Origin of the sequence: Gilliamella apicola, from assembly GCF_003202655.1 — a bacterium.
Taxonomy (GTDB): domain Bacteria; phylum Pseudomonadota; class Gammaproteobacteria; order Enterobacterales; family Orbaceae; genus Gilliamella; species Gilliamella apicola_R.
Genome location: NZ_QGLR01000014.1, coordinates 205001 through 228838, shown reverse-complemented (window position 1 = coordinate 228838; position 23838 = coordinate 205001). Strand labels below are relative to the sequence as shown.

The 23838-nt window shown below is 32.9% G+C and carries 17 protein-coding genes, 1 other RNA gene and 1 pseudogene; 9 read left to right on the top strand and 10 right to left on the bottom strand.

What is annotated here, in order from left to right; translation table 11 throughout:
* The first annotated feature begins 96 nt into the window (after nt 1-96).
* Nucleotides 97-834, top strand: a complete 738-nt coding sequence (locus tag DKK70_RS13465; RefSeq protein WP_110434469.1) for a carbonic anhydrase — start codon at nt 97-99, stop codon at nt 832-834.
* 137 nt (nt 835-971) lie between these two features.
* Here the strand turns inward: DKK70_RS13465 and DKK70_RS17710 are convergent.
* Nucleotides 972-1915 (bottom strand): annotated as a pseudogene (locus DKK70_RS17710) (COG2958 family protein).
* A 259-nt stretch (nt 1916-2174) separates the two neighbouring features.
* Here DKK70_RS17710 and DKK70_RS13455 point away from each other — a divergent pair.
* The 4 genes from DKK70_RS13455 to DKK70_RS13440 all read left to right on the top strand — a co-directional run bounded on the left by DKK70_RS13455 (nt 2175) and on the right by DKK70_RS13440 (nt 6306).
* On the top strand, nt 2175-3131 hold the full coding sequence (locus DKK70_RS13455) for a hypothetical protein (RefSeq protein ID WP_219999805.1): 957 nt from the start codon (nt 2175-2177) through the stop codon (nt 3129-3131).
* Nucleotides 3132-3236: 105 nt separating this feature from the next.
* Nucleotides 3237-4178, top strand: a complete 942-nt coding sequence (locus DKK70_RS13450) for a hypothetical protein (RefSeq protein ID WP_219999804.1) — start codon at nt 3237-3239, stop codon at nt 4176-4178.
* A gap of 107 nt (nt 4179-4285) precedes the next feature.
* A complete protein-coding gene (locus tag DKK70_RS13445; RefSeq protein WP_219999803.1) occupies nt 4286-5242 on the top strand; it encodes a hypothetical protein in 957 nt (318 codons plus the stop codon).
* A gap of 107 nt (nt 5243-5349) precedes the next feature.
* Nucleotides 5350-6306, top strand: coding sequence for a hypothetical protein (locus DKK70_RS13440; RefSeq protein WP_219999802.1), 957 nt, complete (start codon nt 5350-5352; stop codon nt 6304-6306).
* A gap of 316 nt (nt 6307-6622) precedes the next feature.
* On the opposite strand, the gene DKK70_RS13435 is transcribed toward DKK70_RS13440, so the two are convergent.
* A complete protein-coding gene (locus DKK70_RS13435; RefSeq protein ID WP_110434468.1) occupies nt 6623-7093 on the bottom strand; it encodes a pyridoxamine 5'-phosphate oxidase family protein in 471 nt (156 codons plus the stop codon).
* Between the two features lie 1038 nt (nt 7094-8131).
* On the opposite strand from DKK70_RS13435, the gene DKK70_RS13430 reads away from it, so the two are divergent.
* Entirely contained in the window at nt 8132-8950 is an 819-nt protein-coding gene (locus DKK70_RS13430) for a haloacid dehalogenase-like hydrolase (protein ID WP_375334997.1), read from the top strand.
* Nucleotides 8951-9006: 56 nt separating this feature from the next.
* Nucleotides 9007-11709, top strand: a complete 2703-nt coding sequence (locus DKK70_RS13425; RefSeq protein ID WP_110434466.1) for an AAA domain-containing protein — start codon at nt 9007-9009, stop codon at nt 11707-11709.
* Nucleotides 11710-12188: 479 nt separating this feature from the next.
* Here DKK70_RS13425 and DKK70_RS13420 read toward each other — a convergent pair whose 3' ends face one another.
* The 3 genes from DKK70_RS13420 to DKK70_RS13410 all read right to left on the bottom strand — a co-directional run bounded on the left by DKK70_RS13420 (nt 12189) and on the right by DKK70_RS13410 (nt 15035).
* Nucleotides 12189-13187 (bottom strand): restriction endonuclease, encoded by a 999-nt coding sequence (locus tag DKK70_RS13420; protein WP_110434465.1) that lies wholly within the window; start codon nt 13185-13187, stop codon nt 12189-12191.
* A 226-nt stretch (nt 13188-13413) separates the two neighbouring features.
* A complete protein-coding gene (locus tag DKK70_RS13415) occupies nt 13414-14112 on the bottom strand; it encodes a hypothetical protein (RefSeq protein WP_110434464.1) in 699 nt (232 codons plus the stop codon).
* 383 nt (nt 14113-14495) lie between these two features.
* The gene (locus DKK70_RS13410) at nt 14496-15035 is read right to left on the bottom strand and encodes a hypothetical protein (protein ID WP_110434463.1); all 540 of its coding nucleotides are present in this window, start codon (nt 15033-15035) and stop codon (nt 14496-14498) included.
* Between the two features lie 802 nt (nt 15036-15837).
* On the opposite strand from DKK70_RS13410, the gene DKK70_RS13405 reads away from it, so the two are divergent.
* Nucleotides 15838-16179, top strand: a complete 342-nt coding sequence (locus DKK70_RS13405) for a DUF7079 family protein (RefSeq protein ID WP_034884073.1) — start codon at nt 15838-15840, stop codon at nt 16177-16179.
* Nucleotides 16180-16799: 620 nt separating this feature from the next.
* Here the strand turns inward: DKK70_RS13405 and DKK70_RS13395 are convergent.
* Nucleotides 16800-17231: a hypothetical protein gene (locus DKK70_RS13395; protein ID WP_110434461.1), complete on the bottom strand. Its 432-nt coding sequence runs from the start codon at nt 17229-17231 to the stop codon at nt 16800-16802.
* Nucleotides 17232-17380: 149 nt separating this feature from the next.
* On the opposite strand from DKK70_RS13395, the gene DKK70_RS13390 reads away from it, so the two are divergent.
* A complete protein-coding gene (locus DKK70_RS13390; protein WP_110434460.1) occupies nt 17381-18301 on the top strand; it encodes a hypothetical protein in 921 nt (306 codons plus the stop codon).
* Nucleotides 18302-19337: 1036 nt separating this feature from the next.
* Here the strand turns inward: DKK70_RS13390 and DKK70_RS13385 are convergent.
* From DKK70_RS13385 to DKK70_RS13365, 4 genes are all read right to left on the bottom strand, one after another.
* Nucleotides 19338-19577, bottom strand: coding sequence for a hypothetical protein (locus tag DKK70_RS13385; RefSeq protein WP_110434459.1), 240 nt, complete (start codon nt 19575-19577; stop codon nt 19338-19340).
* Nucleotides 19578-20059: 482 nt separating this feature from the next.
* Nucleotides 20060-20424, bottom strand: a transfer-messenger RNA (tmRNA) gene (gene ssrA, locus DKK70_RS13375).
* Nucleotides 20425-20715: 291 nt separating this feature from the next.
* Nucleotides 20716-22104 (bottom strand): MFS transporter, encoded by a 1389-nt coding sequence (locus tag DKK70_RS13370; RefSeq protein WP_110434458.1) that lies wholly within the window; start codon nt 22102-22104, stop codon nt 20716-20718.
* Nucleotides 22105-22248: 144 nt separating this feature from the next.
* Nucleotides 22249-23652 carry a glycosyl hydrolase family 32 gene (locus tag DKK70_RS13365; RefSeq protein ID WP_110434457.1) on the bottom strand — a complete coding sequence of 468 codons (1404 nt, stop codon included), beginning with the start codon at nt 23650-23652 and terminating at the stop codon, nt 22249-22251.
* Between the last annotated feature and the right edge of the window lie 186 nt (nt 23653-23838).

Below are 23838 nucleotides of genomic sequence, written 5' to 3'. Positions count from 1 at the left end.
ATTAATTATGTTACCAAGAGCGTTTTATCTAGAAAGACAAATTTTTGCGGCGTATAATTTACTCTCCCTTAATTAATTCTGTAGTGTAAAATCAAGATGAAACGTAATGTAATAATCGCGGCATTAATGGTAACTAGTCTATCTTGTGCAGCATCAGAGCAAACCTCACATTGGGGATATGAAGGCCAAGAAAATCCAGAAAACTGGGGTAAATTATCACCTGACTATTCTGCGTGTCAAAAAGGTAAAAATCAGTCACCAATTAATATCGATCATGTGTTAAAAACCGAGCATGAAAAATTAAATTTTACTTTCCAGCCTAGCAAACAAGAAGTTATTAATAATGGGCATACTATTCAAGTCAATATCTCTGGTGATAATCAGTTAACATTAGATGATCAAAGTTTTATATTACAACAATTCCATTTTCATACCCCAAGTGAAAATACCATCAAAGACAAACGTTATCCAATGGAAGCCCACTTTGTCTACCAAAATAAAGCTGGTGAGCTTACGGTGGTTGCCTTAATGTTTAATCATGGTGAAGTTAACCGCGAACTTGCCAAAATTTGGCAGCAAATGCCAGCACAAGCGGGTAATAAAGCTATTATTGAAAATACGGTAGATATCAGAGCATTATTTCCTAACAACTTAGATTATTACCGCTTTAGTGGATCACTAACAACCCCACCTTGTACAGAAGGTGTAAGATGGATTGTGTTAGAACAACCTGTGACAGCCTCAGAACAACAAATAGAAAAATTCCACTCAACCATGCATCACGACAACAATCGCCCAGTACAGCCATTGAATGGTAGAGTTATTGTTGATTAATGATGATTAATTGGCTTTATTGATGTTTATTATAAAGCCAATTTTGATTGTTATATTGATTAACAAAATATCAATTAATTATAGTTTATTTCAATGAAAATGACTCTTTGGTGTCTCTTTTTTACTAATTTTCTTATTTAAGCATTTGTATAATCCCAATCAAAAACTTTTATTTCGCCAGTTTGATAAAACTGCTTAACCAACTTAATATAGTTATTAAAGTCTTTATTTTCTCGAGCAAGACGACTGCAAGAGTCCCAATCAATAATAGTTTTTTCTTGAGCAGGAATTAAAATTTGACTTTCTGATGGATTATCTATATCTAATTTAATAACGCCAATACCGTGTGCTGCGCACAGTACTCTGAGTTCCTTCAATGTATCACTACCAGTAATTTGTGAAGTCACCAAATAACCAAAATTAGCCCATGAAGAATTAGATACAGCTTGGAAAAATGATTCTCTGACGTTTGACATATTAAGTAATATTTTAACTTCAAATGACCATAGTTTACTTTGCTGATCGGCATAAAGTTTAACACACTCTTTGACTAAGTTATTCCAATCAGAGCTGAGATCTTCTAAGCCAACAATATCAGGATGTAGCCATATATTGCCATTTTTACCCATTCTATTTGATGAGGTTTTTTCATCAATACGTTTAGAGTACACATTAAGTTCATCATAAAGATATTTACATAATAATGGATAGAGAGAGTGTTCGCTGTGACCATTCTTCTCTGTTTGGGTTTGTGTGGGCAGTTTCTTTGTTGATAAACACTCAGCGTCTAGTACTTCTGCTTCATCCGATTTTTGCGAAAAGTAATACTTTTTAGGACGCCCCTCTGTGGTTTTTATCTCTGGATGTTTTTTTGTAAAAGTGGTCGCTGGGCACCAATTTCAGCTGCAATTTGGGCAATAACATCATCATCAGTCATTAAACGCTCACTAGCCTGTTTTTTTTCAGCACAGGCTTGCGGATTATGTATAAATATCAACTGAGCCAACTGCCTAGCGGTAAACTGTTTTTGCGGTTGCTGTTTAAGTAGATTAAATATTGTCTTCCTGAGATTTAATGACATAATGTTTTATAACTTATTTATAATAATTAATATATAGGTAATATATAATTTAATTAGCTAGTGATGTCAATTTAACTTTAATAACTATAAGAAACCATATCATCATTGTTAATAGTTATAAATTCACAAATAAATTATTACTTATAAAAGTAATAGCTACATAGTTATATTTAAAACGGTGCTAGTTTTTACATACATGAAATGCCAAACATAATGGAAAAATTGAATTTTATTTAATAAAGAATGGGAAACAACTAATATGGCATCTATTAATGAAATAAGAATATATTTCGCTCGCTACGTTATTTTAAAAAAAGATATTAATAATTATGAAAAAAATACGATAGATGAGATATCCGCTGAATTAGAGAAGATTTATCAAGAAAATAAAGAATATATTTTAGCTAGTATAGCCATCGAATTTTCTACGACAAGTGATTATTATGCCACAATGTATCTTAGCTCTAAACAAGAAAAAAATTCCTATTTATGCGGTTATGTTTCGACATCTGCATTAAGTTTGTTACTTGATTACTATAATATCTATCCACATCAAGACCGTTTTTTAGTAAATCTCTCATATCAAGGCGAAATCTTACTAATGATGTTTGCCTGTAATCGATTTGAGTTAATTGAACCTTGCTACCCAAAAATTGTTGAAAGTATTCTCAATGGTAATATGAGTCGAAGTTTACCTTGGGGAGGAGATGGTGAAGGTAATGTTGTACCACCGAAACCACAGCGCTTAGGCGTATTAGCGATTGAAATGATGGCAAGTGAGCGTAAACAAACCATTGATTGGGATAGCGCAAATATCCCTGTCGATCCATTTTATCATCGTTTTTGTCAGGAAGCGCTGTACAGCACCGATGAAAATGAGTTGACTGATTGGTTAACCAAGCTTTGTGATAATCATTTAGAATGGGTATGTTTGTTTTTTGATAATGACGAAAAGCAACCATCAACAGGTTATGAAATTCATGATGAGATGTTACTTCTATGGCCATTTGAATATCACGCCGTGAAAAATTTTCGAGCACGTCATGGTTTATCTACCCCTAAAATCGATCACCCGCTGTTAAAGACACCAATGGCTATAGACCATTTGCCGAACTTTGCAACATGGCAAAAACCGATATGGTATAACAAAATGGTTGATAAAGCGATAGATGTAAATCCAGAGTTAAGCTTTATCCGAGAATTATTTAATTCGTGAGAGTGGCCTCAAAGCGTTTTTATTACTACTTTTAACACAATATTAAATGCAAATGTAATAAAAAATAATTGGATTTTATTTAGTAAATCATGGAGAACAGCAACTATGGCATCTATTAATGAGATTAATAAGTACTATAAAAAATATGTTTTTTTGAAAAAAGATCTGAATGAATATCAAAAAGATGAAATTGATATGATTGAATCTGGATTAGAGGATATTTATAAAGAAGATAAAGAAAAGATTCTAAGCTATACATCAACTGATATGACTCATGTGATATCTTTTTATTCTATCCTTTATCTAAACTCTAAACAAGAAAAGAATCCTTATTTATGTGGTTATATTGCTTCATCAGCATTACAATTGTTACTTGATTATTATAATATTTATTCGATTCAAGACTGTTTTCAAAATGATCTATCACATCAAGGTCAAATCTTACTAATGATGTTTGCCTGTAATCGATTTGAGTTAATTGAACCTTGCTATCCCAAAATTATTGAAGGTATTCTCAACGGTAATATGTGCCGAAGTTTACGTAGAGGTAGTGTTGTACCACCAAAACCACAGCGCTTAGGGGTATTAGCGATTGAAATGATGGCAAGTGAGCGTAAACAAAGCATTGATTGGGATAATGCAAATATTCCTGTCGACCTATTTTATCATCGTTTTTGTCAGGAAGCACTGTACAGTACTAATGAAAATGAATTGATATACTGGTTAGAAAAGCTTTGTGATAATCATTTAGAATGGGTATCACTATTTCTTGATAATGATAAAAAGCAGCCAGCAACAGGTTATGAAATTGATGAAGATATATTATTTCTTTGGCCGTTTGAATATCAGGCAGTCAAAAATTTCCGAGCTCGTCATGGCCTTTCTACTCCAGAAATCGATCACCCTCTGTTAAAGACACCAATGGCAATTAACCATTTCCCTAATTTTGCAACATGGCAAAAACCAATGTGGTATAACAAAATGGTTGATAAAGTGATAGAGGTAAATCCAGAGTTAAGCTTTATTCGAGAATTATTTAAATCGTGAGAGTGGCTTCAAAGCGTTTTTTGTTGCTACTTCTAATATAATATCAAATGCCAAATGTAATAAAAAATAATTGGATTTCATTTAGTAAATCATGGAGAACAGCGAATATGGCATCTATTAATCAAATCAATAAGTATTATAATAAATACTTTTTTTTGAAAAAAGATATGAATGAATATCAAAAAGCTGAAATTAATAGGATTGAATCTGGATTAGAGGATATTTATAAAGAAGATAAAGAAAATATTCTAAGTTATACATCAACTGATATGTCTCATGTGAAATTTTTTTATTCTATCCTTTATCTAACCTCTAAACAAGAAAGGAATCCTTATTTATGTGGTTATATTGCTTCATCAGCGTTATATTTGTTACTTGATTATTATAATATTTATTCGATTCAAGACTGTTTTCAAAATGATCTATCACGTCAAGGTCAAGTCTTACTAATGATGTTTGCCTGTAATCGATTTGAGTTAATCGAACCTTGCTATCCCAAAATTATTGAAGGTATTCTCAACGGTAATATGAGCCGATGTTTATCTTGGGGGGGAGATGGTAGAGGTAATGTTGTACCACCAAAACCACAGCGGTTAGGGGTATTAGCGATTGAAATGATGGCAAGTGAGCGTAAACAAAGCATTGATTGGGATGGGGCAAATATCCCAATTGACCTATTTTATCATCGTTTTTGTCAGGAAGCGCTGTACAGCACCGATGAAAATGAGTTGACTGATTGGTTAATCAAGCTTTGTGATAATCATTTAGAATGGATATCACTGTTTCTTGATAATGATGAAAAGCAGCCAGCAACTGGTTATGAAATTGATGATATCATGTTATTTCTTTGGCCATTTGAATATCAGGCAGTCAAAAATTTCCGAGCTCGTCATGGCCTTTCTACCCCAGAAATCGATCACCCGCTGTTAAAGACAGCAATGGCAATTGACCATTTGCCGAACTTTGCAACATGGCAAAAACCAATGTGGTATAACAAAATGGTTGATAAAGTGATAGAGGTAAATCCAGAGTTAAGCTTTATCCGAGAATTATTTAATTCGTGAGAGTGGCTTTAAAGCGTTTTTTATTGCTGCTTCTAACATAATATCAAATGCCAAATGTAATAAAAAATAATTGGATTTTATTTAGTAAATCATGGAGAACAACGAATATGGCATCTATTAATCAAATCAATAAGTATTATAATAAATACGTTTTTTTGAAAAAAGATATGAATGAATATCAAAAAGCTGAAATTAATACGATTGAATCTGAATTAGAGAATAATTATAAAGAAGATAAAGAAAAAATTCTAAGTTATACATCAACTGATATGTCTCATGTGAAATTTTTTTATTCTATCCTTTATCTAACCTCTAAACAACAAAGGAATCCTTATTTATGTGGTTATATTGCTTCATCAGCATTATATTTGTTACTTGATTATTATAATATCTATCGACATCAAGACTGTTTTCAAAATGATCTATCACGTCAAGGTCAAATCTTACTAATGATGTTTGCCTGTAATCGATTTGAGTTAATTGAACCTTGCTACCCTAAGATTGTTGAAAGTATTCTTAATGGTAATATGAGCCGAAGTTTATCTTGGGGTGGCGATGGTAGGGGTAATATTGTACCACCAAAACCACAGCGCTTAGGGGTATTAGCGATTGAAATGATGGCAAGTGAGCGTAAACAATCCATTGATTGGGATAGGGCAAATATCCCAATTGACCCATTTTATCATCGTTTTTGTCAGGAAGCACTGTACAGCACTGATGAAAATGAGTTGACAGATTGGTTAATCAAGCTTTGTGATAATCATTTAGAATGGATATCACTGTTTCTTGATAATGATGAAAAGCAGCCAGCAACTGGTTATGAAATTGATGATATCATGTTATTTCTTTGGCCATTTGAATATCAGGCAGTCAAAAATTTCCGAGCTCGTCATGGCCTTTCTACCCCAGAAATCGATCACCCGCTGTTAAAGACAGCAATGGCAATTGACCATTTGCCGAACTTTGCAACATGGCAAAAACCAATGTGGTATAACAAAATGGTTGATAAAGTGATAGAGGTAAATCCAGAGTTAAGCTTTATCCGAGAATTATTTAATTCGTGAGAGTGGCTAGATCTGTATTCAGCCAGCGAAATCTTAACAAAAGTATTAAAAAACTTGTAAATACTGGATTTCTATTTTATTAAAATTGTTTATATATCTAAATGAAAAGTGACCTATAAAATTGAGTATTTATAACTAGCTATTTACTATTGTATATTCAACATATGCACCAAATAAACCACGAGCCTTTAACCTATTTTGTGTTATTTTCTTATTACTGATAATTAATAGCTAGATGGTTAAAAACTCACATATAAGTATTATTAATTTAGGTTTTCTTTATCCTTTTTTACCCAAACAATATAGTTATCATAATTCAATGTTTTTTAGCCGTATAAGCTTGTACTGCAATTTTTATGACGCTAATTGGTCTAACATCGCCTTCTGTAAAAGAAAAAGTTTTATTAGGAGCAAATTTATTCATCATTATTTGTAACGCTGCTATTTTTGCGGTGGGTTCTTCAATAAAGGTTGCATGCCCATTGCCGATAACACTAGCATAATCGAAGGAATACTTGCAGGCTTTTTCATTAGTGATTAATTGATGCCCTGTATCTAGCTCAAAGCTAACTAAAGGATTTTGTCTGAGTAATTCAACTTTAGTTCCCACTTTAGCCCCATGAATATAAAAAATAAACTGATTATCTGTTGTTAGTTCATAACAAAAATTGACAGGAACAATATAGGGATAATCACCATTATTCATCGCTAAACGAATAACATCAGTATGCTCTAAAATATCGATCACTTCATCGAGATTAGTTATTTCTCTATCTTTGCGTCTCATAAATATCCTTTTTTATGTCATAGATAATTTAGTTTAAAGTAACAAAAGCGCTAACTCATTAATACTTTTGTTATTATTATGCCTTATATTAAATCTAAATTGAAATTTTCACAAAATTTAAAACCATGTTAAAACCTCAGTTAGGCAGTAAAGATTATTTTTAATGGTTTAATTTATTTTATATTAGTCGATATATAACTTCATCTTCAAATAAACCATTTCAAATAAACCATGGTCTTTATCGTTTGGTTAAATATATTTTTAAAGGAATTAAAAGAAAATTACTAAATAGTGGATGACAGGATTTGGAGAGCGTTATCGATTTGGTAATTGCTCAATTATAAGAAAAATATGATATTTTTTGTGATCTAATTTTAGCGTCAATGAGGGGGACTTGTTGAACTGATTTTTTGGGTTGATAAAAGATCATTTACAAAATGTCGTTTTATAGTTTATTTGTGGTAAATGTAAATGAGTGGTTTATTTGCATGGGCAAAACCCTCAGATTCTATATTGTTTTAAGATTAAATGATATTGAAGAAATATCTTAATTTGTGATTTAGATCACAGAAACAGCTGAATACCGCTAGATTTTTGTTATGTAGCTTAATTTTTGTGAGCAGTATCGTAAAATTCCTGTATATTATTTATATTGTTTAGCATGAAAGTGTAGTTGATGGTTTCAACTTTAAACACTTTTGCATAACAATAAAACTTAAAATCACTCATGTTAAGTGCCAGACATCAGGTGGATCATTGGTGATTCATAATGATCTAGCCCGTTGTGCTATTTGTTATTGCGGACGTGATAAAAGGTGTAGAGGCTAAATAGTAGCTTTAAATAGCTTGAGGTTGATGTGCAAATTGGTAGTGAGATCATGGAGAAACTAGACTAGGATGTTAAAGGAGACAGTTTTTCTTATCTAAAATCAAAGAAAATGATTTGCCAGATAAGAATGATAATTATACAGAGTCACATTATAGGAAAGTTATAGCCTTATTATTGAATGTAAAGCATTATATAGGGATTAGTAAATGATTAAGTGTGCATTAATTTATGATTTCGATGGAACGTTAGCCGAAGGCGATTGCGCTCAGCATGGCCTTATGCCGGCATTAGGTATTACTGATATAGCAAATTTTTGGGTTAAAGTGAAACAACGCGCCCAACAAGATGATGGTGATGAAATACTTGCTTATCTTGGACTCTTAGCAGAAAAAGCCAATCAACTTGGTTCTGATGAATTAAGTGAAGATAATTTAAAAAAACATGGTAAATCAATTCCTCTTTTTCCCGGTGTTAATACTTGGTTCGAGCGTATTAATCAATATGCAACGGCTAATCAGATAGAACTACACCATTACATCATTTCAAGTGGTTTAGATGCGATGATCCGTGGTACAGAAATTGGTCATCAATTTAGCCAAATTTACGCCTGTAAATATCATTATTCCCCAAATGGAAAACAAGTTATTTGGCCAGCGCAAGCAATAAACTATACAACCAAAACCCAATTTTTATTTCGAATTAACAAAGGCATCTTAAATTCCTGGGACAATACTGAAGTTAATAAATTTATTGAGTTAAAAGAACGAGATATCCCTTTTGAACGAATGATCTATTTTGGTGATGGTGATACCGATATTCCATCAATGAAAATGGTTAGATACCAAGGCGGGTTTTCGTTGGCGGTGTTTGATGAACAAAAATGGAAGGAACAACGTACACAAGAAAAAGTTGAAAAACTTATTGCTGAAGAACGAGCTAATTATGTTGTTCCTGCTAATTATCAGCAAGGTAGTCAGTTAGAAGTTACAGTAAGAGGTTTACTGCAATTGTTTAAACGTAAACAATAAGGTTAAACGATTTTCTTCTTAATGGAATATATTCCCTATTAAAAGGACTGAAAGCAATGATTTCTATCTATATGAATGGCGAAAATAAAACCAAGCAAATTAGCGACTGGTCTCTCTACTATGATAATAAAGATCAAGAACTCAAACTCACTAGCCATTTTCCTTCTGGCAAAAAATATACTCAGCCGTTATCACAATGCCAAGTCAATCCATTTGAGCAAATAAAGGGCAATCTTCTTATTGTTAAGGATAAATCGAAAATAGATTGGATTGAAAAAGCTGAAAGTTATGGGCGAAAGTATACTGTTGTCTATTATCCTAACCATTCTCGCCCCTACGTTATGCTTAGTGAGAATATTCAGATTGTATCTGAGACCAATCTTAAAAATGAAGATATTTTTCAATATTTTACACAAGTAGCACTAGCTCGTATTGAACATGCCGATGAGCACAATAAAGGTATTGCCGAAAATGTGTTACGACAACTGGATAAAATCACTCCCCATCCTGATACGGTGCTTCATGCTTATTGCAGTGTAATAAACCAAAAACGCCAGCCTCCTCAACATCTTATTTATCCTTTTGGAATTAATGAAAGTCAGTTAAAAGCAGTAAAACAAGCTTTCGCTTCACAAATCAGTATTATTGAAGGCCCGCCTGGTACCGGCAAAACCCAAACTATTTTAAATATTGTGGCGAATATTTTGATAAATAATCGCACGGTTGCGATTTTATCCAATAACAATTCTGCGGTAGAAAATGTCTATGAAAAATTAGCTAAAGATCAACTTGATTATCTGGTTGCTAAATTAGGCAGTAGTGATAAACGAAAAAACTTCTTTGGCGGTGAACTAGAACTGAGTCTTGAAAAACAAGAGCAAACAATAACTTTACAAAGAATAAGTGAGCTTTCAAATACATTAGTCGAACACCTCCAAGCACAGAACCAAGTTGCTTTCTTGCAAGCGCAAATTAACGAATTGACTATTGAAAAGGGCTATTTACAACAGAGCCAAAGTGAAAACTTATCGTCTGACGCCCAGCTATTAAGTAAATATCAGTTTTCCAAAGAGAAAATTACCGATTTATTGGCTTATTTAAATTACCTTGATCAACGTCGGATTACATTTAAAGACCGCATACAACTTCTGCTTAATTTTAAGATAATACGCACAAAATTCATTAGTAATTGGCAAAAGCGACAAGCAATTTTTAATCTTTTACAGTTGGCTTATTATGATCAGCAGTTGAATGAAAAAAAACGCCTACTTAAACGCTATCAAGAGCGACTTGAACAAAATCAATTTCACTCGTTATTGGCTGATTTAACCCGTTTTTCAATGCAATATTTGAAAGCGCATCTTTCACAAACCATCGACCTTAAAGCGACCTTTACCGACAAAGACTATCAACAACGTTTTAGTGAATTTACTAAACGTTTTCCAATTATAGGTAGTAGTACTCATTCCATTATCAACTCTTTGGGGCAAGGTGCCTTAATAGACTACTTAATTATTGATGAAGCTTCACAGCAAGATATTATTCCCGGTATTCTTGGTTTGGGCTGTGCCAAGAATGTGATTATTGTCGGCGATCGTAAACAGCTACCTCATGTACCTACCAAACTTGATATCAAACCACCTCATGAATATTATGATTGTGAAAAATATAGTCTACTTGACTCTTTTATTGGCTTATTTCAAGACAAAATCCCCATCACTTTACTGAAAGAGCACTATCGTTGTCATCCGAAAATCATTCAGTTTTGTAATAAGCAATTTTACAATGATCAGCTTATTCCGATGACCAAAGATAATGGAGAACAAGCACTTACATTAATTGTTACCGCACCGGGTAATCACACAAGAAATTTAACGAATTTGCGAGAACTTGACTCTCTTAATAAAGTTGGTTGGCAAGATTTTACAGAAGAAAATACCGGTTTTATCGCGCCCTACAATAACCAAATTGATTTATCGCAAGAACATTTGCCATCCGGTATTATCAAAGCTACAACGCATAAATTTCAGGGTAGAGAGTGTGATAATATTATCTTTTCTACTGTATTGGATAAAAAGCTCAGCAGCCAACAACAGCTCAATTTTGTTGATGATCCCAATTTAATTAACGTAGCTGTTTCGCGGGCTAAAAATAGGTTTATGCTTGTCACCGGTAATGATGTCTTCACTAAAAATAACCAGAGTATTGCCGCCTTAATTCGTTATATTAACTATTATGCGGATAACGATCATATTTACCAAAGTCCGGTTATCTCGGCTTTTGATTTGCTTTATCAAGATTATGATAAGTCGTTAGAGGCACTTAACTCACGGTTAAGAAAACATGACTCAAAATATAAATCTGAACGGATTATAGCTCAATTACTGCGTGATATATTGAAAGAAAGTACTTATCAAACCATGATATACCATCAACAAGTTCTTTTAGAACAGCTGGTTTCAAAAAACAACAACAGCTTTACCGAACTTGAACTTGAATATATGCACCATAAAGCCAGTTGTGACTTTGTCCTCTATTTCAAAACCGGTAAATACCCTATAGCAGTGATTGAAGTGGATGGCGATGATCATAGTAAACCAGAGCAGAGGAAACGAGATCAGCTGAAGAATGCCATTCTTGCTAAAGCTGGTGTGCCATTATTACGACTTAAAACTATTGAAAGTCAAATAGAAGAGAAAATAAAGCAGTTTCTAAGTCAAAGTATGGTGGTTGAAAGAGAGAAATTTACGGGGTATTAGAGCTGAATAGCGAATCGATTTTAAATCAATTTTTGAGGCGACTATTCTCTTATATTATTGGCACTCTGATTTTCAATATATTTATTATTTTTACTCAGTTTTATCTAAAGCCTACATAATGTAGCAAGGGCAAATTATTTATGATAAAACAAATAACTGTCATATATCGGTAAACTCATTGTACTCCTCTACAATGAGTTTCTCATTGATATTCATATCTTAAACCATCTAGCAACGTCGTCAGCAAAATATAAAGTAAAAACAGGTTAATTACCGCGTTACTCTGTTTCTATATCTTTTACATAAAGGGTATTTATAAGCTTTTTTAACTCCTAATTGAGCAATTTTTTCAGCTACTTTAGCTGATATTAACCCTAAATATGACGAGTCATAATCCAATATAAGCAATTGCTATTTATAGCTTAAAGCTATCGTCTCCTACTACATTGGATAAAAAAGCTATCCACATAGTTAACTGATTATACAGGTAAATAAGCCCTTTTTAATGGCACTAGCAGTTTTGTTTCAATATCAACATGGTCATAATATTCGATTAAGGTTCTCACTAAATCATCAAGCGTCCAAAGTGTTAATGGGATTGTGGAGCGGTCAGCCTCATAGCGAGCCTCCTTGCTAAACCCACCTGTACTAACATATAGCCCGCGATCATCTTTGTGTCTTCCGCCGATAAAACTACGAATATCTGGACTACCCATTTGCACTTTGCGATGTTTTACTTCAACAATAATACGCGGGTTTTCAAACCCAAAACCATCTGGAGATGCGATAATATCTTTACCTCGATCTGGACCTGCTGGTGAAATCAGGGTTTTGTACCCCATACTACGTAATACACCGGCAACTAACTGTTGCATTTCATCCCACCGCAGTGCACTGACTAAATCTTTTATTCTTTCGATAGCTAATGCTTCCATACCTAATAGCGGATCATCATCAACATCAATTTCAATATCATCAGGATGCTCAATCGGTACATTTTGGATAGTGTTGTCATGTAAAAGTTCTTCGATGGCAAATTCAGGCAGTTGAAAGACAGTCAAAGTTGAACCTAAGGTATTTTTACTTTCTTCCGTTAGTGTATCGCGACCGATTTCCTTTTGCCATTTAACCGTTCTGGCTAAGGCCATACCTTCTTCAATCCATTCTGGATGATATTGGAAGTCAGACAATATTTTTCCTATCAGATAAGTACGATTGGCAGGAGAATAGGTAATAACCCAATCCTCAGGCTGAACCTCATTAATAAAACGCCACACTTGCGAAGCCCCTGATCGTGCAGTACCAAGCTTGGTAAGTGGTTCAACTTGAAGATAGTATTGTGTTAATTGATCTCGAGTCATGTTTGGCTTGGCATATTCAGCTAACTGTGCCCATCCTATTCCTACAACTTGGCGTTCTCGAAAATCATCATATAATCGACCACCATCACCACGAATCATCCACATCTTATTTGTCATTGTTTTATCCTTTTATTTATTATTAACTTATATTATGACTGCTATTTACTTTTAATTGATATCTGGATACTCTCTTAACTAATTAGTATAACCATTTTTTAGGGAAATGATCTTCTTACCACATTAATTCATTCAAAATGTTCTGTGGCTTTAACACTCCCTTCAAAATTAAAATATTTAATTCAATTTTGGCGAAATGGGTTATTTAAAATAGCTTATATGGCTATTATTGGTTATTTGAACCATCATAATCCTTGATGGCAAATTTACAATAAGGGTACTCATCAGTGCTGCTAAAGAATTGTTGATCATAATCAGGATCCCATAAACGAGAATACCGATTATTAATATTTAGATCTTCAATATTATTACGGTAGGCGATAATCTTTTCAGCCTGCTTTGCATTAATAGCCTCAATCTCTTTTTGACTAAATAGAATCCCAGTTCCAATAGTATGTAATAGCATATCTGACTCATCAAATAATAGTTCAACGCTTCCTGTATAAATAACGCAAACAAATGTCATTGTATCTGGATAAGCCAAACTCTTACCATAGCAAACTATCTGAAAATCACCCTTTGAAAATTGAGTATCCCAAGAATGAAAATAGTCTTTATTTTTTACCTTGCTGACCATAAGAATTTGAGCACATTTAATATTATTAATAACTAATTTTGATTTCTTCAATAAAATCACGGGATCTTTATAATCTTTAATAAAGTTATTTGGATTGTTCTGTAAAATATTTTTATAAGCTGGTTCATCACTATAGAAATTAACAGCAATGTTTTCTAGGTTGATTTCATAAGAGGAGGGTAATTGTTCCGTAATGACAGGGAATTGAATAAAAACATTTAATCCAATTAGCTCTTGGAAATGAAGCATGGTTTCGTGATAGTTAGTTATATCTAATTTATGATTCATAATCAAAATATTTTTTACCGATGAGCTCAATTATATCTTTCTTGGTAAAAATCCATAAATAAAAATGTTACCTCGCATGCTCGCTTTTTCACGTTAGCAATAAGAGTAAAGAATAGGATAATGTGTGAGATTGCTAGCGCTGTCACTGTCACTGTCACTTTAACGGTAAGGTGACAGTAATTGACGATTTAGGGAAGCTTGAGTAACGATGAAAACTTATGGCTTAACACGTTGCTGTTGGTTTGTCGTGCGCTAAGCTTGTTCAGTGTGAGCACAATATTAATCAATATTCACTTTTTTCCAACCTACGCAAACCAAAGCAAATTGATGTTATTTTTATTGAATAAGAGTCACTGTGATCATACTTTGCTTTAATTACAATCTTATCCTGAAGTAAAACTGAAAAGATAGATATAGTGAAACTCTGTCTCCATAAAGTATCCCAAATCTTTCATAAAATTGTCAGGATTATCGACAAACTCAAATAAAGATATCAAAGGAAACTTGTCCATTATATCGTTAATGAAATCTGAATCTTCATCAAGATGCATGCAATACAAAGAATTAGCAAACTGTTTTGCTGTTATATTAGTCGATAAGGCACTAAATTGGATAACATTATCTTCAATATAAAAACATTCACGAATTATTTCATTAAGATATTGCTTATCTATATATACCGGGGGCTCATGATTTCGATATAAATCATCCCACCCATACCCAGTAATTATTAAACGAGTACCTAAAATATAAAATGCTTCGAGTGATGATTTTACCTCTGATTTATTGATAAAACAGTAATGCACTGAGCTCTCACCATCTTGTAATACCGTTGTATTTAATAAATTGATTAATTTGGTGATATCTGTTTGAAGTATATATTCCTTAAAATGATTTGCATTGATGGATTTAACATTATTCATTTTAGTGTCATGATAGTTTATTTGAGTGAATATTGATGATTTAGGTTACAATAAAAAGTACTTTTTTAACAATAATTGGTTAATTAGGTTCAGCAACAAATACTCTTTTGGAATTCCATTTTCAACCAGTTTGATTACCTAAACCACGTCAATCGATGGAAAAAAATATAGCACAAATTTCATTTTAGTTAAACCGCTAACAGACAACGTAAAACAATTTCTATTGATGAATATTCAATATGTTAGTGCATTGGTCAGGGGGTGTTATTGCGAGAGTGATCGTAATTTTTAATGAATAAAATTGTGTTTGTCAGATTGCGCTCGAATAGCGAAGCTTTGCTTAGATCATACCGAAATAAATCGTAAACTTGAACATCAATCAGGGGGTAGGTGTGGTAGTAAACTTGATTATACTTTTTCTGACTACAAACTATTATCGCCATACAAACCTGCTTGAGCATAAACAGAAAACAATTTCCTATTCACTCAATGCCAACATTGGAAAATTAACGTAATTTATCCATTGCATTTAACAAGCAAGTTCAACATTCAAACGCTAATGATCGTTTTAAAGTTAAAGTTGAGAGAGCCAATTACATGTGGTATATATCTCGGTTATTATTAGTTAATTTTGACTCTGTTATAAAAAATCATTAAATCAGAGAGTTAAATTTCGATTAACTTAAATAGAAAGTTTCTATGCTAATTCATTTTGCGTTCTGACTGATCTTTTAACACTTAGCGAAAGTAATGATTGCTACCCTTATATGTAGTTTTGATGATGAAATAGAGGAGTTACTAGATGGAACTATTAAATGAAAAAGAGCTCTATGCTGCGCTTTCAGATCTATTTGTTGATAACCAAGCAGATTATAACCATATTGCCTCAGTAGTAAAATTATATCCAATATCCTATGTTGAACATGTGTTATTTTATTACGTGGCGCCTGCTTGTCATTACAATACGATCGGACCAGTGCCACCGGTTTGGTCGTTTTTTGATGAAGATGACTTAATGAGTGCAATAGATGACATCAAAAAAAAACAAAATCGCCCCATTCATAAAATCAAAATGCGCATTTTTGCTTTCTATCTTAAGTTTAGATTTAAACATGAATGGCAAAAAGTAAAGGACTTATTATGATTGTTATTGCGTTTAAATCTTATGTAAAGAGCGTCTATAGTATCTGCTTAAATTTATAATATATTCTGTAGAAGAGATAGATTAAAGATAGAATCGTACGGCTAAAAAATTACCAGTTTGCGTTATATTTATTTGGATTAGTTTAGTTGGGACATGAGTAAACAAGGCATTCTTTATTAATTACTGTTTTCAATTGATTGCAACAGAAAATATCAGCAGGTGATCCGTTAATAGTGTGAACCGCATCAAAGGTATACCATTTTTTAGTTATAGTGCATCAACATAACTATTAAAAAATCTTTTTTAGCAGTATGGCGTTTAAATTTCATATTTATAGATGGGTCTGCGACATAAGCCGCGTAATTTGCAGTGTACTCAACTCTACCAGTGATACGAGTACCGTTAATAATTACCTCTCGATATTGGCTATTAATTAGTGTTGATGTATCTATAGGCGTGTAGATTGCTGTTTGTGTAGCTGATACAGTCATTGAAGCATGCATTGCTCTAACTGCATTGTCTTTTGTTCTGTTGATAGTTTTATCAAAGTTCTTTATGCATCTATCAATGCCTTTTAATTTTATTCCTATATCAACCTTATTTTATTCTTGTGCAAACTTCTACTCTTTTAGTTTTAGGGTAGGGGGGAAATCGCCTCTCTTTATATAGGCTTCGCAAAATTCCTCCCATTCATAAGTAAACTTATTGCTTGTATTTTTTGATAAATTTTGATTATAACTCCATTTACCACACATGTTAGTTATAGTTTCCATATTTAAATTGTTATAAAGTAAATCCAAATCAAATTCTATAGCTTTGTTATTCTCATTTTTCAATAATAAAATTCCATTAACAATTTCATATGATTGAATTACTTGTTCGCTATGAGTTTCAAAATAATCACTATATTTTTTAAGTTTAGAATCATATTTACTTCCATATTCTTTATAGACGCAGTCCCACTTACCCACAAGGTACTCTTTTGTCACTTTATTATCACCACAACCAAATAATGCGAAACAGGCCAAGCTTAATAATAAAATCTTTTTCATATCATTTCTTTTTTTGGCTAATGGTATGTTATTTAAGAGATTTGGGCAATAAAAAAACTCACTAGGCGGTTTGTGTAAAATTTTAGCTATAGCAATGAAAATCTAATTCAAGTTACAATAATAAATTATATTATAAAATGGATGAAATTATGGAAAACGATTTAGTTATATCTTTACAAGGTTTTGACGATGAAAATACCGCCAACCTGATAGGTAATTTTACCTTGACTATCATAAAGGACTTAGAAAAAGAATATAATTTGAATATTTCAAAACTCAAGAAAGTATTAATAGCTTATGATTTTGAAACAGCTCTAGAAGATATTTCTAAGGAGTACGGTCATGATGAATCATATAATAATGAACATGTGATAGCAATATCTCAGTTGCAACCAAAATTTGATAGCAAAGGATTATATTCTGAATTTACTTTAGTTTTAAGTATAGCTTTTTTCTATAACCTATTTGAAAAAGACAACTCAATATCATTTGATAATATAAGTGGTATTATACATATGATGCATAATGAGTTAATTGATATACATCAAAAAAATGAATTTAAATTCGATGCTGGAAAATTAGATGATGAACATAATGATGCTATATTTGTAACTTCAATAAGATCTTGGCAAAATTTTCTTGCAAACTGTATGTCTGCTAAAACAGCAACTCCCGAATTTATCAAAATAGATTTATATAGTCTTGAGACAGCATTAATAGAATATCCAGAAGAAATTGAATCTTTTATAGAAGAATATAAAAATGATAGTTTATCGCTAAATGACATGTATTTAAATGTAGCTCTAAGAATTAAATCAATTGCTGATTCATATGGTCGCGCTTTTGGTTTTATTAGCTCACTTGAAATATCCCCCGAATTATATCCTTCATCACTTTCGGATTTACTAGAAAACACAAAATTAGGATTACTTTTAAAAGAGCTTGGTAAATGCTTTTTAGAATTAACAAATATATTCAATCAAGGAAATCTTACTGACTATAGTATGTTTGAAAACGCAAATAAAATCGTGCTTAGCATATATAATTTATTTGGATTAAGCCATGAATAGCAAGATAAAGAACTTTTAATTCATCTTGATTAATTATAAATTAAAAAACCCTCATTAGAGGGTTTGAACTGATTTTATAGTCGATAGATAATTATTTTTTTCTTGTGCAAACGTTTTCTGTTTTTATTTTAAATTTATCTAATGAATTTTTTATATAGGAACAATTAAAAATAATTTCCATTTAAAAAAGTAAACTTACTATCTGAATTTTTTAATAAATTTTTATTAACGACGTATTGGCACTGGTTACTTTCATGTTCCTCTTTTAAATTGTTATAAAATTTATCCAAATTAAATTCGGTAGCTTCTTTATCCGCTGTTTTTGATAATAAAATTCCATTAACAATTTTATATGATTGAATTACTTGTTTGCTACTTGATTCATCGCAATCACTATATTCTTCAAATGCAGAATTATAGATACTTTCATATTTTTTATTGACACAATCCCATTCGCCAACTAGATACTCTTTTGTTACCTTATCATCACCACAGCCAAATAATTAGAAACAAACCAAGTTTAATAATAAAATCTTTTTCAAACCATCTCCTTTTTTGGGTAACAGTGGATAGGCTATACGAATTCGTACAACTTTTTTAAGGAATAAGATAAACTATCCTAAAAAAGGAAAATACGATGAAAATAAAACGACGAGAAAGACAGATCTATCCAAAGATAATATATTGAATAGTTATAGTATTCTTTTCTATTATCTTATACGATTTATTGTACTCATCGTTTCTACAAACAGAAAGATAAACAGTCTAAAATTAGCGACTTTATTGGTTTTGTTCTATGTATAATATTAAGTACATTGCTTTTAAGCTTAACATTTTCTGCTACGTTTATACTCAATATGTTATCTAGTAATTTCTAAAATTTTTATGTTATACATAAACTTTATATAGCTACTTAGTGTGACTTTTTTATTATCTAAAAAAACTAAAGGTATAAATATGAAAAAGGACGATAAGAGAAATCATCAAATAAATTTAGCTACATTATTAACTAACGAATTTAATGACATATTTTTTGTTATCTAGTTTTTAAAATCTCCAAAACTAGAAAGTGTAATGGAGATTTTGCGTGAAATTCATTAAGTTCTTGCCATGTTAAATGCTCTAAAAGGTTTTTATTAAAATATTCTTTTATTGTGTAAGATAATCTTCGCATAAGTTTCCAATTTAATTTGTTTCCTTTATAACCGTTTTTGATTAACCAATCTCTTATTTCATGAAATTCATTAAAGTTGATTTGTTTATTATCAGTAAGCATTTAAACCTCGCAATAAATAGTTTTTAGGTCATGATATGTTATGTGGAGAATGAGTCAATAATTTTCAGATATCTAAATAAAGTTATGAAAGTATACAACAAAACTAGGTGGCGTAAAGTAAGCCTCTCATACCTACAGCAAAATCCATTCTGTGTTATATGTAGAGAGCAAGGCAGATATGAGCCAGCAACAGCAGTGGATCATATAATCCGGCATAAACTAAACAGGCATTAATAGCTAAAGACCCGGTAAAGATTAAAAGAGCACAGCAACTATTCTGGGATTCATCTAACTGGCAAGGATTATGAAATATTCATAACTCGAGTACTCAGCAGAGGATAGAGAATAAAGGCACAAAGATGGGGTGGGACATTCCAGTATCTTACTGGTGCTTAATGAATAATAAAATAGGCTTTAAGCCTTGTATTTATTGATTTTGATGTGTTTTAAAGGATTTAAAAGAATGTTACTGAATAGTGAATTGGTGGAGCTGGCGGGAGTTGAACCCGCGTCCGAAATCTCTACATCCTTGGTACTACATGCGTAGTTTGTCTTTAAATTTCGCTTACCCGCTGCGGACAAACACGCCACTGATAAACTAGCTTGATTAAATTTAATGCTTCCGCCCCAAGCAAGGCTTCCACACGATCTCGTTTAGGTTTGACTCCTCTTGATCCCCGTCCTACGAGCGGAGGCTAGGGAGAGAAGGCTCTATGCAGGTTATTAAGCTGCTAGTGCGTAGTTTTCGTCGTTTGCGACTATTTTTTTGCGGTTTATTTACGAGGCCTACCGCACCTCGGCATGCACCTTGGGTTTCGCAAATCCCGTCGAATCCAGAATCAGCCCCAAATGTGGTATAAATAATATTGAGGCATTATAGGTGAATTCAAGCTGTAAAACAAGTTAACTTATTTTACAACTTGATTTGTTTCTTGTCGGTTTTGCATATTTTAAAGCAACTATAAGAGTATCAATAAGATGTTTTATTTTTTATGCAGATTGTTAAGGGCTAATATTGTCGCATATATTGCAGTAAACAGTGGTAATTGAAGATTTATTCGAACTTGCGCTGTTATTACCATAGATTAATCAAAGAGAGGGAGTAATAATAAAGTTATCAATCCCTCAGCTTTATTAGTTAATAGACATTGTGCGTTCTTTGCGCGAGATCTTTGATGATGTCAGGGTAAATTTTTTCTAAAGTATAAAAACGTAATAATAGAATGGTGATAGCACTCAATACTAATGGTGAATAGATAAATAAAACTTGTAAAGTAGTTAGTACACTTTCAGGTTGATTGGCAACATCAGTGGCAATATAGCCGGCCATACCTAAAACCCAGCCAATGCCACCAGAAGCAATACCACTGCCTAATATGGCACTAAAACTTCCGCCACTGTAGACTAAACCATCGTTTCTAATGCCAAATTTCCATTCACCGTAATCAATGGTGTTGGCTAACATGGAATACGCATTTCCCATAATCGGTGCGAAACCGGCTCCGCGTAAAATAGTGCCAATTATAGCAACATAAGTATCATGCGGAGCAACTGCCATAATAACGCTACCTAAAATAATAGTTGCCATACCGACAATAATAAAGGTTAAACGACTCATGATTTTTAAGATATAAGCGGAACACATCAAAACCATCACTAACGGTAAGGCAAAAGCCATATTGATTAAACCAATAAGTTGACTGTCAGCCAAAAGATATTTTGCATAATAGACACCCACCCCATTGATTAGTCCTAATATACTGAAACTGACTAACATGGTGAAAAACATGGTTACCCAATACTTATTGGCTAGCAGGGTTTTTAATGACACACCAAGTGATGGCGCATTATATTTGAATTGATTGATCGGTTTAATACGTTCTTTAGTATTAAAAAAAGTATAGAAAAAAGTAAGAATTAAAATTGCTGCATAAATTATCATGGTTAACTGCCAACCGCGTTCACCTCCACCAAAAAAATCGACCATAGGCAGTGTGATATAAGGAATGATCAGCATACTTGCAAAATAGCACAGCATACGATAAGTATTTAAACGACTACGTTGATAAGAGTTTTGTGTCATTAATGCAGCTAGCGTACCATAAGGAATATTGCTTGAAGTATAAATAATCCAATGGATGTTAAGTGTAATGGCGGCAAAAATTAGTAATGCAAACTCACTCCAATTTTCTGGTGCACTAAATACCATTATCAATGATAAACCAAACGGAATTGTTGACCATAAGATCCAAGCCCGAGCTTTACCATGTTTACTTTTTGTTCTATCAACAATAAAACCCATAACGACATTAATTACAGCATCAAAAACACGTGAAAATAGTAGCACAGCACCAAGTAAAGTCGCTGAAACGCCTACAATATCGGTATAATAGTAAAGAGCAAAAGTTCCCACAGTCACACCCGAGAACCCCGTTGCAAAGTCACCAAGTCCATAGGCAAGTTTTTCTTTAAATGAGATGTCTTGGTCAGCCTGTTGACCATTATTATCAATTACTGTTGTATTCATTATGATATCTCCAGAGAAGTTTCCATGTTTAGATTACTGATGATAGTCGCCTATCTAAACCAAGGCTTTGATCACAACTAACCGATAAAAGCCTTGATAATGGTGATCATCTAACTTGCTAGTTAAACGGTCTGATAAGTGCGATTACCATTTTTCTGGAAAACATCCTTCATTTGAAAAAATATTATTTTTACAGGTTACTGTTCCATCACTGACAGCGATTGCTAAACCACTACCTAATTGATCATAACCACGGACATTAAGTGCAGTGCCATCAATGTATAAAGTAAATAGCGTATCATCGGCAATGATCTGTAAGTCATATTCGCGATCAGCTTGAAGATGAATAGGGCGCTCTAAACCTTTATTCATCACCCGATACCAAGGGTAACAAGGAGTTTTATCAAAAGTTAAACGGTTATCAACCAGTGAAAAAATAAAGTCATAGGATTCGCCAGTATGTTTATCTTTCATTAAACGAATGGAAAAATCACGAGTATCCTTACTAAATTTTAGCGTTGTAGAAAAACGGAAAGTTTTATCGGTGTTTTCAATTAATAACTGTTCTTTGCGTGCATAAGGTGATGAGAGGGTAAAGTCATCAATTTTTTTTGGATGAGTAAAGCAGTTCCACAAACTGTCAACTACTTTTACCCCAAGGGTATGATCCGCTTTTTGATAAACTTCATGAGGAACAAAAGTACCCGCCCATTGGAAATTTTTTAAATCATCATTGTCTTCTTTGGTTGGAACCCAACCGAACAGGATACGGCGTTTACCATCAAATGAGGTTCTCGCGGCATAATAAGCACGACCGTCAAAGGCATCATCTTTAGGGGTAATCCATGGACCTTCTAAAGATTGGCTCATGACGTAGCGAGTTTTACTTTGATCGCTATATTCGGTATAAACTAAATACCACCAATCGCCAATTTTGAATAAGTCAGGCATTTCAATCATGGTGTATTTACCCGCTACCCAAAAATCGCCTTGGAATTGCCAATTTTTAAGATCTTTTGAAGTGAAAGCCACCACTCGACCTGATTGTTCCGTTTTCGGGCCTTGTAATCTCGCACCTAATATCAATAAATATTCTTGTTTTTCATCATTCCAAATTACCCATGGATCACGCCAATCGCTAATGTCATAACCTGGTTGGGGAGTTAGAGTTATCAGTTCTGAAGATTTATGCCATGTTTTAAAATCGTCACTCCAGGCATGTAACAAGACTTGTGAGGTTTTTCCCTCTTTTTCCCAATTACGATTGTAACCAGTATAAAAAGCATGTCCTTTACCTTCTGCTTCAAACACACAGCCAGCATAGATAAACTGATCAACATCTTGTTCACCACCTTTCTTAATCGAATCGCCTAAATTTTGGTAATTAACAAAATCAGTGGTTGTCGCCAGTGACCAGCCAAAAGGTTCACCGAAAGGGCAAGGATTACGATTGTCACGTTGATCATAAAGATAGAAAACGCCATTCTTGCCAAATGGCATAATATCGCCAACCCAATAACCTTTTGGTTGATAATGTAATTTTTGCATTTTTTTACTCCTTTTTTAGGTGTGAGGAAATGACATTGCGTTGTCATTTAATACTGAAACAATTTATTTCATTTCATGTCAACCGCGTTCATATGTCAACCGAGACCACAATTAAAATGCTAAATTTGTGAGGGACATCACTTATTCAAAAGTGAATTTGTGATCAATGTCACTAAAATATTGGCT

Coding starts and splice junctions, on each gene's coding strand:
- DKK70_RS13450 (WP_219999804.1), top strand. CDS start 3,237: ATGGCATCTATTAATGAGATTAATAAGTACTATAAAAAATATGTTTTT.
- DKK70_RS13370 (WP_110434458.1), bottom strand. CDS start 22,104: ATGAATACAACAGTAATTGATAATAATGGTCAACAGGCTGACCAAGAC.
- DKK70_RS13455 (WP_219999805.1), top strand. CDS start 2,175: ATGGCATCTATTAATGAAATAAGAATATATTTCGCTCGCTACGTTATT.
- DKK70_RS13410 (WP_110434463.1), bottom strand. CDS start 15,035: ATGAATAATGTTAAATCCATCAATGCAAATCATTTTAAGGAATATATA.
- DKK70_RS13390 (WP_110434460.1), top strand. CDS start 17,381: ATGGAAAACGATTTAGTTATATCTTTACAAGGTTTTGACGATGAAAAT.
- DKK70_RS13385 (WP_110434459.1), bottom strand. CDS start 19,577: ATGCTTACTGATAATAAACAAATCAACTTTAATGAATTTCATGAAATA.
- DKK70_RS13435 (WP_110434468.1), bottom strand. CDS start 7,093: ATGAGACGCAAAGATAGAGAAATAACTAATCTCGATGAAGTGATCGAT.
- DKK70_RS13365 (WP_110434457.1), bottom strand. CDS start 23,652: ATGCAAAAATTACATTATCAACCAAAAGGTTATTGGGTTGGCGATATT.
- DKK70_RS13395 (WP_110434461.1), bottom strand. CDS start 17,231: ATGAAAAAGATTTTATTATTAAGCTTGGCCTGTTTCGCATTATTTGGT.
- DKK70_RS13420 (WP_110434465.1), bottom strand. CDS start 13,187: ATGACAAATAAGATGTGGATGATTCGTGGTGATGGTGGTCGATTATAT.
- DKK70_RS13425 (WP_110434466.1), top strand. CDS start 9,007: ATGATTTCTATCTATATGAATGGCGAAAATAAAACCAAGCAAATTAGC.
- DKK70_RS13440 (WP_219999802.1), top strand. CDS start 5,350: ATGGCATCTATTAATCAAATCAATAAGTATTATAATAAATACGTTTTT.
- DKK70_RS13445 (WP_219999803.1), top strand. CDS start 4,286: ATGGCATCTATTAATCAAATCAATAAGTATTATAATAAATACTTTTTT.
- DKK70_RS13465 (WP_110434469.1), top strand. CDS start 97: ATGAAACGTAATGTAATAATCGCGGCATTAATGGTAACTAGTCTATCT.
- DKK70_RS13405 (WP_034884073.1), top strand. CDS start 15,838: ATGGAACTATTAAATGAAAAAGAGCTCTATGCTGCGCTTTCAGATCTA.
- DKK70_RS13415 (WP_110434464.1), bottom strand. CDS start 14,112: ATGAATCATAAATTAGATATAACTAACTATCACGAAACCATGCTTCAT.